This is a genomic window from Pseudomonas sp. B111 (assembly GCF_026428275.1).
GTDB lineage: Bacteria > Pseudomonadota > Gammaproteobacteria > Pseudomonadales > Pseudomonadaceae > Pseudomonas > Pseudomonas aeruginosa.
In genome coordinates this window covers 3,923,243-3,937,155 of record NZ_CP097857.1, presented here as the reverse complement: position 1 = coordinate 3,937,155, position 13,913 = coordinate 3,923,243, and the positions used below count along the sequence as shown (strand labels likewise).

At 60.9% G+C, this 13,913-nt stretch carries 14 protein-coding genes; 9 read left to right on the top strand and 5 right to left on the bottom strand.

From position 1 onward, the window contains the following. Positions 1-183: 183 nt before the first annotated feature. From gtdA to M6E97_RS18275, 3 genes are read right to left on the bottom strand one after another with little or no spacing between them, the layout of a single operon-like run. Positions 184-1,227 (bottom strand): gentisate 1,2-dioxygenase, encoded by a 1,044-nt coding sequence (gtdA, locus tag M6E97_RS18285; protein WP_023124019.1) that lies wholly within the window; start codon positions 1,225-1,227, stop codon positions 184-186. A gap of 40 nt (positions 1,228-1,267) precedes the next feature. Beyond that, positions 1,268-2,212 carry an MBL fold metallo-hydrolase gene (locus tag M6E97_RS18280; protein ID WP_023124018.1) on the bottom strand — a complete coding sequence of 315 codons (945 nt, stop codon included), beginning with the start codon at positions 2,210-2,212 and terminating at the stop codon, positions 1,268-1,270. Next, on the bottom strand, positions 2,209-3,903 hold the full coding sequence (locus M6E97_RS18275) for a GMC family oxidoreductase (protein ID WP_033939161.1): 1,695 nt from the start codon (positions 3,901-3,903) through the stop codon (positions 2,209-2,211). The genes M6E97_RS18280 and M6E97_RS18275 overlap by 4 nt, the downstream gene beginning before the upstream one ends. 188 nt (positions 3,904-4,091) lie before the next feature. Here M6E97_RS18275 and M6E97_RS18270 point away from each other — a divergent pair, with 188 nt between their 5' ends. From M6E97_RS18270 to M6E97_RS18235, 8 genes are all read left to right on the top strand, one after another. Next, a complete protein-coding gene (locus M6E97_RS18270) occupies positions 4,092-5,018 on the top strand; it encodes a LysR family transcriptional regulator (protein WP_023124016.1) in 927 nt (308 codons plus the stop codon). Positions 5,019-5,164: 146 nt separating this feature from the next. Beyond that, a complete protein-coding gene (locus M6E97_RS18265) occupies positions 5,165-5,959 on the top strand; it encodes a class II aldolase/adducin family protein (protein ID WP_023124015.1) in 795 nt (264 codons plus the stop codon). A gap of 21 nt (positions 5,960-5,980) precedes the next feature. Then, positions 5,981-7,432: an aldehyde dehydrogenase family protein gene (locus M6E97_RS18260; protein ID WP_049310174.1), complete on the top strand. Its 1,452-nt coding sequence runs from the start codon at positions 5,981-5,983 to the stop codon at positions 7,430-7,432. 149 nt (positions 7,433-7,581) lie between these two features. Further along, positions 7,582-8,319 carry an SDR family oxidoreductase gene (locus M6E97_RS18255; protein ID WP_023124013.1) on the top strand — a complete coding sequence of 246 codons (738 nt, stop codon included), beginning with the start codon at positions 7,582-7,584 and terminating at the stop codon, positions 8,317-8,319. A 30-nt stretch (positions 8,320-8,349) separates the two neighbouring features. Next, on the top strand, positions 8,350-9,249 hold the full coding sequence (locus M6E97_RS18250; RefSeq protein WP_023124012.1) for an SDR family oxidoreductase: 900 nt from the start codon (positions 8,350-8,352) through the stop codon (positions 9,247-9,249). Positions 9,250-9,302: 53 nt separating this feature from the next. Then, positions 9,303-10,076, top strand: a complete 774-nt coding sequence (locus M6E97_RS18245) for an SDR family oxidoreductase (RefSeq protein WP_031636511.1) — start codon at positions 9,303-9,305, stop codon at positions 10,074-10,076. A 92-nt stretch (positions 10,077-10,168) separates the two neighbouring features. Next, positions 10,169-11,944: a monovalent cation:proton antiporter-2 (CPA2) family protein gene (locus M6E97_RS18240; RefSeq protein WP_049310173.1), complete on the top strand. Its 1,776-nt coding sequence runs from the start codon at positions 10,169-10,171 to the stop codon at positions 11,942-11,944. Continuing rightward, complete coding sequence (locus M6E97_RS18235) at positions 11,941-12,483, top strand: DUF924 family protein (protein WP_031636509.1); 543 nt, start codon at positions 11,941-11,943, stop codon at positions 12,481-12,483. The genes M6E97_RS18240 and M6E97_RS18235 overlap by 4 nt, the downstream gene beginning before the upstream one ends. Positions 12,484-12,779: 296 nt before the next feature. On the opposite strand, the gene M6E97_RS18230 is transcribed toward M6E97_RS18235, so the two are convergent. Beyond that, the gene (locus M6E97_RS18230; RefSeq protein WP_031686420.1) at positions 12,780-13,130 is read right to left on the bottom strand and encodes a type II toxin-antitoxin system RelE/ParE family toxin; all 351 of its coding nucleotides are present in this window, start codon (positions 13,128-13,130) and stop codon (positions 12,780-12,782) included. 3 nt (positions 13,131-13,133) lie between these two features. Next, positions 13,134-13,406 (bottom strand): type II toxin-antitoxin system ParD family antitoxin, encoded by a 273-nt coding sequence (locus tag M6E97_RS18225; protein WP_003123374.1) that lies wholly within the window; start codon positions 13,404-13,406, stop codon positions 13,134-13,136. A gap of 118 nt (positions 13,407-13,524) precedes the next feature. On the opposite strand from M6E97_RS18225, the gene M6E97_RS18220 reads away from it, so the two are divergent. Beyond that, positions 13,525-13,872: a hypothetical protein gene (locus tag M6E97_RS18220; RefSeq protein WP_071534421.1), complete on the top strand. Its 348-nt coding sequence runs from the start codon at positions 13,525-13,527 to the stop codon at positions 13,870-13,872. The last annotated feature ends 41 nt before the right edge of the window (positions 13,873-13,913 follow it).

Here is a 13,913-nt window from a genome sequence, read left to right as displayed (position 1 = left end):
CAGCTTGCAGCCCTTGCGCAGCGCGTTGCTTACCCATCTTGCTCATGTGCGCTTGGACTTCTGCCACGGCGCCGCTCACTGACTGGCGGGGCAGCACAGGCTCGCTCTCCTACGGGCATGCCGGCGCTAGCGTAGTGGATGGTTCGAGAGCGAACAGATAGGTCATGACAACGTCAACTGGGGCTAACGGTTTTCGCGGGATTCCCGCAGCAGGCCAAGCACCTGCTGCACCGGGCGATCAGAGCAACTGAACAGCACGCATTCCTGCTCGGCCTGCAGGCTCAGCGAAGCCCAACTGGGCACTACGAAGGTGTCCTTGGGAGCAAAATCAAAATTCTGGCCCGCAATGACGGCCCGCCCGTGGCCTTCCACCACCGAGAACACTGTGGCGTCGCTGGTCCGGTAGGTCTTGCCGTTGAAACCACGTGGCAGCAACTGCATGCAGGTGCCGATGGTCGGCATTGCCCAGCCACCGGTGGCCGGATTGACGTACCGCAGCTTCAGGCCGTCCCAATCGTCCGGTTCGGATTGGCGCAGCAGGCTGTCCAGGGCTTCGCGGCTGCGTTCGTAGGGATAGTGGAACAGCGGCGACGTTGCACCGCACACTTGGTGACGAAGCGGAAGCATGTTGGCACCATAGCGCGCTTGGCTGACCCCCTCGGGACGCGTGACGGGCTGTTCGGCATCGAGAGGGCTCTGCGCGAAACCGCAGTCGAGCGAGCGCACCAGGGGAATGTCCAGGCAGTCGAGCCAGACTACCGCTTCGCCGCCCAGGGCTTGTCCGGGGTTGCCATGGGCATGCCATGCCCAGGACGGTGTGATGATGAAGTCGCCCGGCGCCATGGTCACTCGCTCTCCATCCACGGCAGTGTAGGCGCCTTGGCCTTCCACCACGAAGCGTAGCGCCGACTGGCTGTGGCGGTGGTTGGGGGCAAGTTCGCCTGGCATTATCAGTTGCAGGCCGGCATACAGACTAGTGGTGATTGCCGCCTGCCCACGTAGGCCCGGGTTCTCCAGCACCAGAACGCGACGCACGGCCTCTTCAGCGCTGATCAACTGGCCGGCCTCCATGAGGTGCGGACGAATGTCGCCGTAGCGCCACAGGGCCGGCTGGCAGTCGCTGTTGGGTTGGTGCGGGACCAGGTTGTGCAATTGTTCCCAGAGGGGAACCAGCGCCTGGCTGGCAAGGCGCTGATAGAAGGCGGTGCGAGCGCAATCGTTGCTCATGAAAACTCCTCCTGATGAGTGGGGCGGTAGAAATCGGGCATCAGGACAAGAATCTGATGCCGAAGGTGCCGGCGTCATCGACGATATGACCGGCGTGAGGGGCCTCGAAATGCCCGGGCAAGAGGAGTGCGCCGTGCTGTTCGCAAAACGACAGCAGGTCGTAGCGACTGCGCGCGGCCAGCGCAGGGTCTTCGCAAACCTTGCTGCTCCACTGCCAGAATGGAATTTGGATCGGAGAGTGCAGCATGTCGCCGCTAAATACGCCGCGTGCGCCTCGGGAGGACAGTTCGATCCGCACATGCCCGGGCGAATGGCCCGGTGCATGGCGGATGAGAAAGGTGTCGTCCAGTTCATAAGTGTCGGCGAACATCACACTCTGGCCTGCCTCGATCACAGGCAAAACACTGTCGTTGTACATGGGCGCGAACCAGGCAGGGCCGGGGGCACCTTCGCCGCGTACGGCGCGCAGCAAATGGTCGTACTCGACCTGTGAGATCACATAGCGGGCTTTGGGAAAGGTCGGTACCCAGACGCCGTTGACCAGTTGGGTGTTCCAACCGACATGATCGGCGTGCAGGTGGCTGCACATAACGTAATCGATGTCCTGAGGCTGGATGCCCAGGGCTCGCATCCTGTCCAGGTAGCGTGTGCACAGATGGTGCATTTCCGGCAAACCGGGGCGCTCCTTGTGATTGCCGATGCAACTGTCGATCAACACAGTGTGGCGGCCGGTGCGTACGATCCAGCTGTGCACCGGCATCGGAATGCGACCGCTTTCCGGATCGTAATGAGTTGGTGCCAACCAGTGCTCATGGGCAGCCACGCGCTGGCGGTCGAAATTCGGCAGCCAGCTTTGTGCGGTTTCGCCCAACAGCGAAGTGTCGTACAAGCGAATCACCTCAACCTCGCCCAGGCCGATACGGAAGACGTTGCGGTCATGCTGGACGATGCGTGCGCCATGGGAATGATTGTAGATGTGGGTCATTGCAGCCTCCCGGCAGGCTGGCGCGGGGTGAGCGGGGAACTGGCCGGCCGCTGTTTGCGGGGCGAGGCCTTGCCCGTAATGAAATCGGCAGCGCGTTCAGCCATCATCATGATCAGCGCGTTGGTCGGGCCCCGGATGATGCGCGGGATGGCAGAGCCATCAACGACTCGCAACGCCCTCACGCCTCGCACACGCATCTGATTGTCGAGCACCGCTTGCGGATCTTCGTCAGGCCCCATTCGGCAGGTGCCGACCGGGTGATGCAGGGTGATGGCTTGGCTGCGGATGAAGGCGTCGACCTCGGCGTCGCTTTGGACCCTGAGACCAGGTGCGAGCTCTTCGGCGATGAAGGCCTCCAGACCCGGCTGTGCGCCGATCTCGCGCATGCGCCTGAACATCTGGCGTACCGCGATGCAGTCGTTCTCCCTGGTTAGGAAATGCTGACGGATACAGGCAGGTTGCTCGGGGTCCGCCGATTGCAGTGTGACCTGACCGCGGCTTTCAGGAGTCAGGTACACACCTTTGATGGCGAAGGCATCGCTGTAGGGCCGCTTGAATGGTTCAAGATAGGGCGCGGCGTTCATCGGTCCGGCGGCCAGGATCAGTTGTACGTCGGGATGCGCGAGGTCGGCGTGGCTGCGAACAAGCCCAACCGCCGCCGCGGGTATGCGACTGGAGAAGCCATTGCCGCCAAGCAGTGTACGCAGGACATCTAGGACAATTCGGTCGGCGCGCATCATTCGGTGTAAGGGACCGGGAGTGCGCCGCCGCCAGCGGAGATCGAAGACAATATGGTCGTGCAGGTTGTTGCCCACACCCTGCAGGTCTACCAAGCTTTCGATACCATGCGCCTGCACATGTCCGGCAGGGCCGATGCCCGACAGCATCAGCAATTGTGGCGAATTGATTACCCCACCGCAGAGTATGACCTCCCGGCGGGCCTCTGCGTGATGTAGCTCGCCGTTGCGGGCATATTCGACCGCGACGGCACGCGGCGTGGATTGGTCGTTGTCGAACATGATGCGCCTGGCCAGGGTGCCAGTCACCAGGGTGACATTGCCACGGGCTAGGGCCGGGCGCAGGTAGGCTACTGCCGCGCTGCAGCGAAGGCCATTACGAATGGTGGCCTGCATCGGTCCGAAACCTTCGTTTGAAGCTCCGTTGTAGTCCGGATTTTCGGGATAGCCGCAGGCTCGTGTCGCGGCTAGGAATCCATCGATCAAGGGGTCTTGGTAGTCGAGCCGTCCAACCGTCAGCGGACCGCTGCCTCCGCGCAAGGCGCTTTCGCCACCTTCCCAGCTTTCGCTGCGCTTGAAATAGGGCAGCACATCGTCGTAAGCCCAGCCCTCAATGCCCAGCTCATTGGCCCAGCCGTCATAGTCCTCGCGAGCTCCCCGAGCATAGGCCATGCCGTTGATCGATGAGGATCCGCCAACCACCTTGCCGCGGGCGCATTCGATCCGGCGGGCCTGCATGCTAGCTTCTGGCTCGGTGAAGTATCCCCAGTCGAACAGCCTGTTCTTGAGGATCACGCCCCAGGTCAGCGGTACCTTGATATAGGGTGAGCGGTCCTGGCCACCAGCCTCGAGCACTAGGACACTCACTTGCGGATCTTCGCCCAGGCGATAAGCGAGAGCGCACCCGGCGGAGCCGGCGCCAACGATCACGTAGTCGTAGCTGGTGAGGTTCATATCGACACCTCGCGATAGGTGACTATACGTTCCGATGGCCGGGAAGGTGCGGGAGTCAGAGGAACCATTGTTGTCTCCTGTCAGGCAGGCTTGTTGTTGGTTCCGGGGATGATGGGGTAATGCAAATCATACCTTCAAATACGTATTAATCTTTATTCAAATAGCCAAGTGGATATAGGAGTGTGGCCATGCGTGGTTTTGATTCGTACCTCACCTTCCAGAAGCTTGAGGTGTTCTGCACCGTTGTGGAGTTGGGCAGCGTCACTCGGGCTGCGGACCGGCTGTGCATAGCCCAGCCGGTGGTCACTGCCCATGTGCGCAGCATGGAGGCACGGCTGGGCTATGCCTTGGTTAGGCGTTCGGGCCGCAATATCGCTTTGACGGAGGCGGGCGAGCGCATTTATCGATGGGCGACGGAGGTCATAACCCGTACCCGAGAGGTGGAACGCGAGTTGGCTGGGCTGGAAAGTGGCGAGATGGGCAATGCCGTGGTGGCGACGTCAATGTCGGTAGGGTCCTATGCGTTGCCGCCGCTGCTGCTGGACTTTCACCGGCTGCATCCCGACGGGTTGGTGACGGTGGAAATCTCCAACCCGCAGGGCGCCGTAGATGCCACGCGTATGGGGACATGCGATTTTGCGGTAATTCTGTTAGCTGTTGGCCAGGATCTTGATGGCTTAACCACCTTGCCGTTGTGGGAAGACGACTTAGTGTTGGTGTGCTCGCCGAGCAGCCCATGGGCAAGCTTGCCGCTGGCCGATCTCGATGTGCACCAGATGCCTTTCGTCAGCACGCCACGCAATATGCCGCGTCGAGAATTGGAGGAGTCACTGCTGCGTCGACAGGGTTTCGAGCAGCGGCGAGTGGTCATCGAGCTAGGCCATCCGGAGGCCATGAAGCATGCGGTGCGACAGGAAGTCGGCGTGAGCTTCATGTTCGCCTCAGCGGTGCGCGCCGAGATTGCCCGTGGTGAGCTGCAGGTGCTGGCACGCCCCGATCTGTCCATGAAGGTACCGATCTATCTGGTGCACCGCGAAGACAAGCGCTTCTCAGCTTTCCAGACTCAATTGGTCCAGTTCATTCTCAGCCGTGCGGTGCCGGTTTCCGTGCCCTAATCTCATAGTCGGCTGACTATGTTTGGTTGTGGGAATAGCTAATGGATATATGGTAAGGCCGCTCCTAATCTACGAGTGTGTATGGCGAGCCAGCCAGGTCATGGAGGCTCGCACTGACGCCTAACCACTCAAGGAACATGCCTACCATGCTTAACCATTCTTGCCAGGCTCATGGCAGCGCAGCGTTTGCTAACGATTCTGGGCATATCGGCATTACACCGGATCCTGCGTTGGTCGAGGATCTGGTCCGTGCCAACCATATTCTGTTCGATCAGGGCATTGTCGATGCCTTCGGTCATGTCAGCGTGCGTCACGACAAAGATCCCGAACGATTCCTACTGGCGCGCAACATGGCCCCAGGAACCGTGCGCCCCGAGGATATCGTCCAGTTCACCCTGGACGGAGCGCCGGTTGATGCCGGCGGGCGGGCGGTCTATCTCGAGCGTTTTATCCATGCAGAGATTTATCGGCTGCGCCCTGACGTGCAGGCGATTGTCCATAGCCATTCACCTACAGTCCTGCCGTTTAGTGTCTCGCGTGCTGTTGCGCTGCGACCGGTATGCCACATGAGCGGCTTCCTAGGGGCGGGTGCGCCGGTGTTCGAGATCCGCGAGAGCGGCGGCGATGCCACCGACCTGCTGGTGCGTAACAATGCCCTCGGCGCGGCGCTGGCCCGCAGCCTTGGCGACGCGTCATTCGTGCTGATGCGTGGGCATGGCTCTACGGTGGTGGCACCGACCCTCAAGCAGGCTGTGTACCGGGCCGTGTATGCCGAGGTCAACGCACGCATGCAGATCGAGGCGCTAAACCTGGGCGATGTGGTCTACCTAAGTGAAGAGGAGGCGGCCACCGCCTGCGCCAACATCGAGACCCAGGTCGACCGGCCATGGGAATTGTGGAAGAAGCGTGTGCAGCGCCTGCACGCTTCCGATGTCCATTGAGCGACTGGAGAGGATGGGAGCATGCAAGACTCATTGATCACAGGGCGCCTGCTGATTGACGGCGAACTGGTCGAGAGCGAAGGCGCTGGCTGGGTGGATTCGATAAACCCCGCCAACGAACAGATCATTGGCCGCGCGCCCGCCGGTACCCGACGGGATGTTGAGCGAGCGGTGGATGCTGCTCGCCGCGCGTGGCCGGCCTGGGCCGAGCGTACCGGTGAGGAGCGAGGCGAACTACTGCGCACCTTCGGCGAGCGTATCAAGGCGCGTGCCGAGGAGCTGTCTCGGATCGAGGTGCTGGATTCGGGCAATACCTACTCTCCCACCCTGGCCAGTATGCACGAGACCGTGCGTAGCCTGCGTTACTATGCGGGTCTGATACACGGGCTGCACGGCGAAACGATTCCCGCCACTGGCAGACATCTCCACATGACGGTTCACGAGCCGTATGGCGTGGTCGGCCGTATCGCCGCGTTCAACCACCCGGCAATGTTCTCTGCTGCGCGCACCGCCTCGGCACTGGTGACCGGCAACACTGTTGTGGTCAAGCCTCCGGAAACTTCGCCGTTGTCAGTGCTGCTGCTGGGAGAGATCGCGCGGGAAGTGTTGCCGCCCGGGGTATTCAACATCGTCAACGGCACTGGCCAAGAGGTTGGCGATGCGTTGGTGCGTCACCCCGAGGTCAAGCGCATCGCGCTGATCGGCTCGGTACCGACTGGCATGGCGATCCAGCGCAGCGCCGCGCAGGTTGGGATTAAGCACGTGACCCTGGAACTGGGCGGCAAGAACCCGATGATCGTGTTCCCCGACGCTGATCTCGATGCCGCGGCCGACAGTGCGGTACGCGGGATGAACTTCTCCTGGCAGGGGCAATCCTGCGGCTCCAATTCGCGGCTGCTGGTCCACGAATCGATCTACGAAGCCCTGCTGCAGCGCGTCGTCGAGAAGGTGGCTGCGATAAAAGTGGGCGACCCTATGGCCCCGGATATGGGCATGGGGCCGATCAACTCAGCCAAGAGCTATGCTCATGTGATGAGCTTCCTTGACCCGGCGCAGACCCAGGGGGCTCGCCTGATGACCGGCGGCCGCCGCCCGCCAGGCGCGGCCTTCGCCAAGGGCTTCTGGGTCGAACCGACTGTTTATGCCGACGTTCTCCCCGGCATGCGCCTATGGCGCGAGGAAGTCTTTGGGCCGGTACTGTCTGTCAGCAAATGGCGCGACTTTGAGCAAGTTATCGCCATGGCTAACGACACTGAGTATGGACTGTCCGCCGCCATCTGGACCCAGGATATTCAACAGGCATTCGATACTGCCCGCCGGGTGCGGGCTGGAAGCGTCTTCATCAACGGCAGCAACACCCATTTTCTCGGCGTGCCCTGGGGCGGTTTCAAGAACAGCGGCGTGGACAGGGAAGAGGGCATTGAGGAGCTGTACAGCTACGTGGAGAAGAAGGTCATCAACGTCATGCTGTAAACGTTCGATGTACTGACAGGCCCGGCGCAGCGAGGCGCGGGCGTCACGGTTGTCGAGGGATCAACTGTAGCGGAAATGGCGCTGGCCCATGAGGGGGCGGTCCGCCCTCTGGTGCCTGCACGACACTGACCCAGCAAGAGGTTTCTTTCATGAGCGAAACAAGCAAAGTCGCGTTGATCACTGGCTCATCGCGCGGGATCGGTGCGGCCCTGGCCCAGCGCCTGGCTGGCGAGGGTTTCCGGGTAATTGTGAACTACGCCGGCAGCGCCGGCCCGGCCGCGGCAGTGGTCGCCTCCATTGAGGCGGCCGGTGGTCAGGCTCTGGCCCTTCAGGCTGATGTGGCAGATCCCGTGGCGGTTGGAGTGATGTTTGAAGAAGTTGAGAGAGCGTTCCAGGGTATCGACGTGGTCGTCAACTGTGCCGGCGTGATGCAACTGGCCAGCGTTGCCGACAGCGACGACCAACTGTTCGATCGCACGGTGGCCATCAACTTCAAGGGCACCTTCAATGTCTGCCGTGAAGCCGCGCGACGTCTGCGCGACGGTGGCCGGATTATCAACTTCTCATCCAGCGTGATCGGGATGCGTAGCCCCACCTACGGCGTCTATATCGCCACCAAGGCGGCCGTGGAGGGGTTGACTCAGGTACTCGCCCAGGAAATGCGAGGGCGCGGCATCACTGTCAATGCGGTGGCGCCAGGGCCTGTGGCCACCGCGCTGTTTCTTGACGGTAAAAGCCCGGAACTGATCGAACGCATGTCCCGAGTCGCGCCGCTGGAGCGCCTTGGTGAACCCGGGGATATCGCTGAGGTGGTCGCGTTCCTCGCTGGTCCGCAAGGGGGCTGGGTTAACGGACAGGTCGTGCGAGCCAATGGCGGCCTATGCTGAGCGGCAACACTGAATAGAAGGAGCCATTTCATGAAACAGATCGTTCTGGTAACCGGCGCATCGAGCGGCTTCGGACTGCTCAGTGCCCAGCGACTGGCCCAAGCGGGCCATACCGTTTACGCTTCGATGCGTGAAACCCAGGGGCGCAATGCGCCGCGGGTGACCGAAATCGCGGCCTATGCACAAACGCACGGCGTCGATTTGCGCACCGTCGAGCTCGACGTGCAATCGCAAGCATCTGTGCAGGCCGGCATCGACAAGGTCGTCGCGGACAATGGCCGGCTCGATGTAATCGTCCACAACGCGGGGCATATGGTGTTCGGTCCCGCCGAAGCCTTTACCCCGGAACAGTACGCGCAACTTTACGACATCAATGTGCTGTCGACCCAGCGCGTGAACCGCGCGGCCTTGCCTTATATGCGCAAGCAGGGGCGCGGGCTGCTGGTATGGGTGTCGTCGTCCTCGGCTCGTGGCGGTACGCCGCCGTTCCTGGCGCCATACTTCGCCGCTAAGGCAGCGATGGATTCCCTCGCCGTTTCCTATGCTTGCGAGGTTTCACGCTGGGGCATCGAGACCTCGATCGTGGTGCCCGGCGCGTTTACCAAAGGCACCAATCATTTCGCCCATGCCGGCAGTCCTGCCGACGCGGCGGTTAAGGCGGCCTACGATACGGGTCCATATGCCGATGTGGCGGTTAAGTCCCTCGAGGGGCTGGCAGCACAGGAGCCGGAAGATGCCGACGCCTCGTCCGTCGCGGTGGCCATCACCGAGATCGTCGATGCGCCTTTCGGCAAACGGCCGTACAGGGTGTACGTCGACCCAGCGCAGGATGGCGCAGAGGAAGTATTTCGGGTCGGCGATCGGATCCGTCGCGAGATGTTCCGCACGATTGGTCTCCAGGATCTGCTCAAGCCTCGTATCAACGTGTGACCTTCAATCACCCTGCACACTCCGAAGCCAAGCTCCGCAACAGGAGAAATACCATGACCGACCACAGCATAAAGGGCAAGATCGTCATCATCGCCGGCGGCGCCAAGAACCTCGGTGGCCTCATCGCACGCGATCTTGCCGCTCACGGCGCGAAGGCCGTCGCCATCCACTACAACAGTGATTCAACAAAGGCCGAGGCCGATGCTACGATCGCCGCGATCAAGGCTGCGGGTGCCCAGGCGGTGGCGTTCCAGGCAGACCTAACCCGTGCCGGGGCCATGGAAAAGCTGTTCGCCGATGTGGTTGACGCCATCGGCCGTCCCGACATTGCCATTAACACGGTGGGCAAGGTACTCAAGAAACCAATCGTTGACATTAGCGAAGCTGAGTACGACCAGATGAGCGATGTCAACGCCAAGTCGGCATTCTTCTTCCTCAAGGAGGCCGGCAAGCACCTTAATGATAACGGCAAGATCTGCATGCTGGTTACCGCCTTGCTGGGGGCTTATACCCCATACTACGCCGCGTATGCGGGCACCAAGGCTCCAGTGGAGCATTTCGTGCGGGCAGCGTCCAAAGAGTTGGGTGAGCGGGGTATCTCAGTCACCGCGATCGGCCCAGGTCCGATGGATACACCGTTCTTCTATCCAGAGGAGGGGGCCGATGCGGTGGCGTACCACAAGACGGCCGCGGCGCTGTCGAAATATTCGCGCACGGGCTTGACCGACATCGAGGACATCGTTCCATACATTCGCTTCATGGTGTCCGAAGGGTGGTGGATGACCGGGCAGACGATTCTGGTGAACGGCGGTTACACCACCAAGTGAGCGAACGGAGGCCGCTTCCCCATGGGGAAGCGGTCTTGTCTTGCGACCGGCGTGCCCATGAGTGCGGTACGCTAATGTTAGGGTGGAGTGTTATGACCGGCGAATCCGTTTCACAGACCGCCGAAACGGCGGTCCATCAGGGGTTCGACCTGCTACGCGTGGTCGTGCTGTTGGGAGCTGCGGTGATCGCCGTACCTCTGTTCAAACGTCTGGGGCTGGGTTCAGTCCTGGGCTATCTGGCGGCCGGGGTAGTTATCGGGCCATTCGGCCTGGGCTTTTTTGACGACACCCATTCGATCCTACAGGTCGCGGAGCTGGGGGTGGTGATGTTCCTCTTCATCATCGGCCTGGAGATGCAACCGTCGCGCCTACTGTCGATTCGCGGGGATATCTTTGGACTTGGCTTTGCACAGGTTCTGGTCTGTATCGGGCTGCTCACCTGCGTCGGGCTGCTGCTCGGCTATCCGACTGCGCAAAGCTTCGTCGCCGGCACAGGCTTCGTGCTTACCTCCACGGCGATCGTCATGCAGATGCTGCAGGAGCGTCGTCTGTTGGGGCAGCCCAAGGGGCGGCGGATCGTGGCCGTCCTGCTGCTCGAAGATCTAGCCATCGTTCCGCTCCTGGCGCTGGTCGCCTTTCTCGCGCCGGGAGGCGGGCAGGTCAGCCAGGGCGGTCGCTGGATCGAAGTCGCCACTGGGGTGGGGGCCATTGTTGGCCTGTTGGTGGCGGGGCGCTACCTGCTTGATCCGCTGTTCCGCGTGCTGGGTAAGGCGAAGGCTCGTGAAGTAATGACCGCGGCAGCCCTGTTCGTCGTGCTAGGGGCGGCATTGCTCATGCAGTGGGGCGGGTTATCCATGGCCATGGGCGCGTTCTTGGCCGGGGTATTGCTGTCTGAATCGTCATTTCGCCACCAGTTGGAGGCCGATGTCGAGCCGTTTCGCGGCATTCTGTTGGGGTTGTTCTTCCTTGGCGTGGGCATGTCGCTTGATGCCGGCATCGTGGCGGGTAACTGGCGGCTGATTGCGGTGTCCGTGCTGGCCTACATGTTGTTGAAAATGCTTGGCATCTTCCTGGTTGCCCGGCTGATGGGGGCCGGCAACCGCGAGGCGCTGGAGCGGGCGGTTTTGATGGCCCAGGGCGGAGAATTCGCTTTCGTGCTGTACGCCGCCGCCATGGCGGTGGGGCTGATCGATCGGCACGGCAATGCCATCCTGACGGCGACCATCATCCTGTCCATGGCCCTTACTCCGATCCTAGTGATGGCCCATGACCGCTTGATGCCCAAGGTTTCGCCATCGCTAGAGGGCGTCGAGCCCCCGGACAACCTCAGTGCCAGCGTGCTGCTGATCGGTTTTGGGCGGTTTGGGCAAATTGTCAGCCAGCCATTGCTCAGCCATGGCTGTTCGATTTCGATCATTGAGACTGATCCCGATGCCATCCGCGATGCCGGCGACTTTGGCTTCAAGGTGCACTACGGTGACGGAGCTCGCCTGGATATTCTCCAGGTTGCGGGAGCGGCGAACGCACGGCTGATCATCGTCGCCGTTGATGATCGCGAGGCTAGCCTGAAGATTGCCGAATTGGTTCATACCAGCTTCTCGCAGGTCCCAGTGCTGGCTCGTTCGTTCGACCGGGAGCACGCCATCGAACTGCTTAATGCAGGCGCTACCTGGCAAGTCCGGGAAACTTTCGAGTCGGCGCTGACATTGAGCGAGCACGCCCTGGAGCTGATGGGAACGCCGGAGCAAATGCGCCGTCAGATCATGGACGACGTGCGGCGTCGTGACGCCGAGCGCTTCGCCCTGGAAACGGCGCAGGGAATCTACGCTGGGCGCAGCCTGATCCATGGCAACCGGAGTGCATCATGAATCCCGCAGGTATTGAGTTGATAGACTTCTGGCGACGGGCTGGAGACCAAGGTCTATGGTTCGCCAAGCAGGCCTCGTTTGATCGAGCCTTCCGACGGCGTTTCCTCAATCTGCACCTGGCCGTTGTGGACCGGCATCACGATGACTGGATCGAAACGCCACTGGGCGCGCTGGGATTGCTATTGCTGACCGACCAGTTCCCCCGCAATGCTTTTCGCGGTTCCGCACGGATGTATGCCACTGATCCAATAGCTCGACATTTTGCTCTCCAGGCCCTGGAGGCTGGACACATGCCCCACGTCGACGCGCCGTTGCGCGTGTTCTTCTGCCTACCATTCGCCCATTCCGAGGATCTGGCCGACCAAGCGCTGTCGATACGGTTGAACAAGCAATTGGGTCAACCCTGGTTGGCGCATGCCGAAGGACATTGCGACATCATTCGGCGTTTTGGTCGATTTCCGCACAGGAACGCGATCCTGGGTCGGGTCTCGACCCAAGAAGAGGAGCGCTTTCTTCAGGAAGGCGGTTTTGCCGGTTGACTCCGATTCGTCGACATACCTCTGGACAGACTTTTTTGGGAAAAGACTTAAAATCCTGGCCGATTGCGCCCCTATGTGAAATTGTGATCGTTCTCGACGTCAAAGTAGTAACCCACCATAGGATGACGTCTGTGGGGGCATGAACCTATAGCCTTTTCAGTGCGTTCGCCAGGGCGAACGCAGCCATTTCTGCCTTCCGGCAGGCCCTTTCGGGTAGGGCTTTTACCCTTGTGAACCATTCCCTTCGCCCTTCAAGCCCATTTCCCCTTTGGGCCATTTGCTCCTGCTACAGCTGCTCATCGTTGGGGCAGGTGTTGATCCAGATCCATGGAGTCGTGAAGCACGCGAACCACCTCGAGCACCTGGTCTGCCGCAACCCGGTAGAAGACGAAGTGCCTGGGCCGAATAACCTTACCGATGCTGGGCATCGAGCGGCAGTAAACGAGGTGGATGCTGCGCAGGCCAGCTCCCAGTTCTTCACGGCTGATGCTGCCTACCTGTTGTGGGTCTGTCGCAACTGCTTCCAGCGCCGCCCCTATGAGTGCCTGGTAACGTCGGCGCGCGGCATCGCCGAAGCGGTTATGGGTGAAGCGCAGGATATCGACGATGTCCGCTTGAGCATCATGGGAGATGCGGTACTTGGCCATGCTTCAGTGGCTCGCCTGGTTGCCGAGCTCGTCGAGGTATTGGGCCAGGTCGTCGCTGGTGATCTCGTCGTACTCGCCGCGCTCTAGTTGCATCAACCCACTGGATGTTGCGTTGCGGAGGGCTTCGAGCTTGGCGCTGTTCTGGGCTTCCTGCTGCAGCAACAGGCGTAGGCCTGCCCGGATGACCTCGCTGCGGTTTTGATAGCGGCCGGTCTCCACCAGTTCGTTGATGTCCTGCTCCATCGGATCAGGAAGGACGACGTTTCGAGTTGCCATGGGGTGCTCCAGTCCATAGATAGCTAGTGGCATAATATGCCACAGGGCTTGCTAATTCACTCATTTCGTCGTATAGGTGATAGCAGGATGCCTTCCTTTTGGATCCAGGAGGTTGATCATGAACGCACACGCCAACAAAGGTTTTGCCGCCCGGGTCGGTCATACTCTGGGCTCGCTTGTGCGCTTCTGCCTGCATGATCGTCGGCCTGTCGTGCGCTGGGTCAAACGAGTTAGTCTCTTGGTGGTGCTTTTCGTTGTCTTTGCTCAGAACTTTACCTGGCTGGCCAGCGCCTTCATGTCGTTGCTGTGTATGGGGCTGGTCGGGTGGGCTTTAGTGAAGGGCGATTTCTCAATTGTTGCTGAGTCGGCTGAGGAATCTGAAGCACGTGAGGCTCCATATGGACGTGATGTCTTTGGGTGCCCACTAGATGCTTGGGGAAACAGAGTAGATGGTCTTGATAGATAGTTGCCCTAAGCAGGAGTTTCAGCATCGGGCAACTACTGGGA

What these genes read in the sequence shown, in the direction of transcription:
- M6E97_RS18245 (WP_031636511.1), top strand. Translation starts at nt 9,303, where the DNA reads ATGACCGACCACAGCATAAAGGGCAAGATCGTCATCATCGCCGGCGGC.
- M6E97_RS18230 (WP_031686420.1), bottom strand. Translation starts at nt 13,130, where the DNA reads ATGGCCAAGTACCGCATCTCCCATGATGCTCAAGCGGACATCGTCGAT.
- M6E97_RS18240 (WP_049310173.1), top strand. Translation starts at nt 10,169, where the DNA reads ATGACCGGCGAATCCGTTTCACAGACCGCCGAAACGGCGGTCCATCAG.
- M6E97_RS18220 (WP_071534421.1), top strand. Translation starts at nt 13,525, where the DNA reads ATGAACGCACACGCCAACAAAGGTTTTGCCGCCCGGGTCGGTCATACT.
- M6E97_RS18280 (WP_023124018.1), bottom strand. Translation starts at nt 2,212, where the DNA reads ATGACCCACATCTACAATCATTCCCATGGCGCACGCATCGTCCAGCAT.
- M6E97_RS18225 (WP_003123374.1), bottom strand. Translation starts at nt 13,406, where the DNA reads ATGGCAACTCGAAACGTCGTCCTTCCTGATCCGATGGAGCAGGACATC.
- M6E97_RS18265 (WP_023124015.1), top strand. Translation starts at nt 5,165, where the DNA reads ATGCTTAACCATTCTTGCCAGGCTCATGGCAGCGCAGCGTTTGCTAAC.
- M6E97_RS18255 (WP_023124013.1), top strand. Translation starts at nt 7,582, where the DNA reads ATGAGCGAAACAAGCAAAGTCGCGTTGATCACTGGCTCATCGCGCGGG.
- M6E97_RS18250 (WP_023124012.1), top strand. Translation starts at nt 8,350, where the DNA reads ATGAAACAGATCGTTCTGGTAACCGGCGCATCGAGCGGCTTCGGACTG.
- gtdA (WP_023124019.1), bottom strand. Translation starts at nt 1,227, where the DNA reads ATGAGCAACGATTGCGCTCGCACCGCCTTCTATCAGCGCCTTGCCAGC.
- M6E97_RS18235 (WP_031636509.1), top strand. Translation starts at nt 11,941, where the DNA reads ATGAATCCCGCAGGTATTGAGTTGATAGACTTCTGGCGACGGGCTGGA.
- M6E97_RS18275 (WP_033939161.1), bottom strand. Translation starts at nt 3,903, where the DNA reads ATGAACCTCACCAGCTACGACTACGTGATCGTTGGCGCCGGCTCCGCC.
- M6E97_RS18260 (WP_049310174.1), top strand. Translation starts at nt 5,981, where the DNA reads ATGCAAGACTCATTGATCACAGGGCGCCTGCTGATTGACGGCGAACTG.
- M6E97_RS18270 (WP_023124016.1), top strand. Translation starts at nt 4,092, where the DNA reads ATGCGTGGTTTTGATTCGTACCTCACCTTCCAGAAGCTTGAGGTGTTC.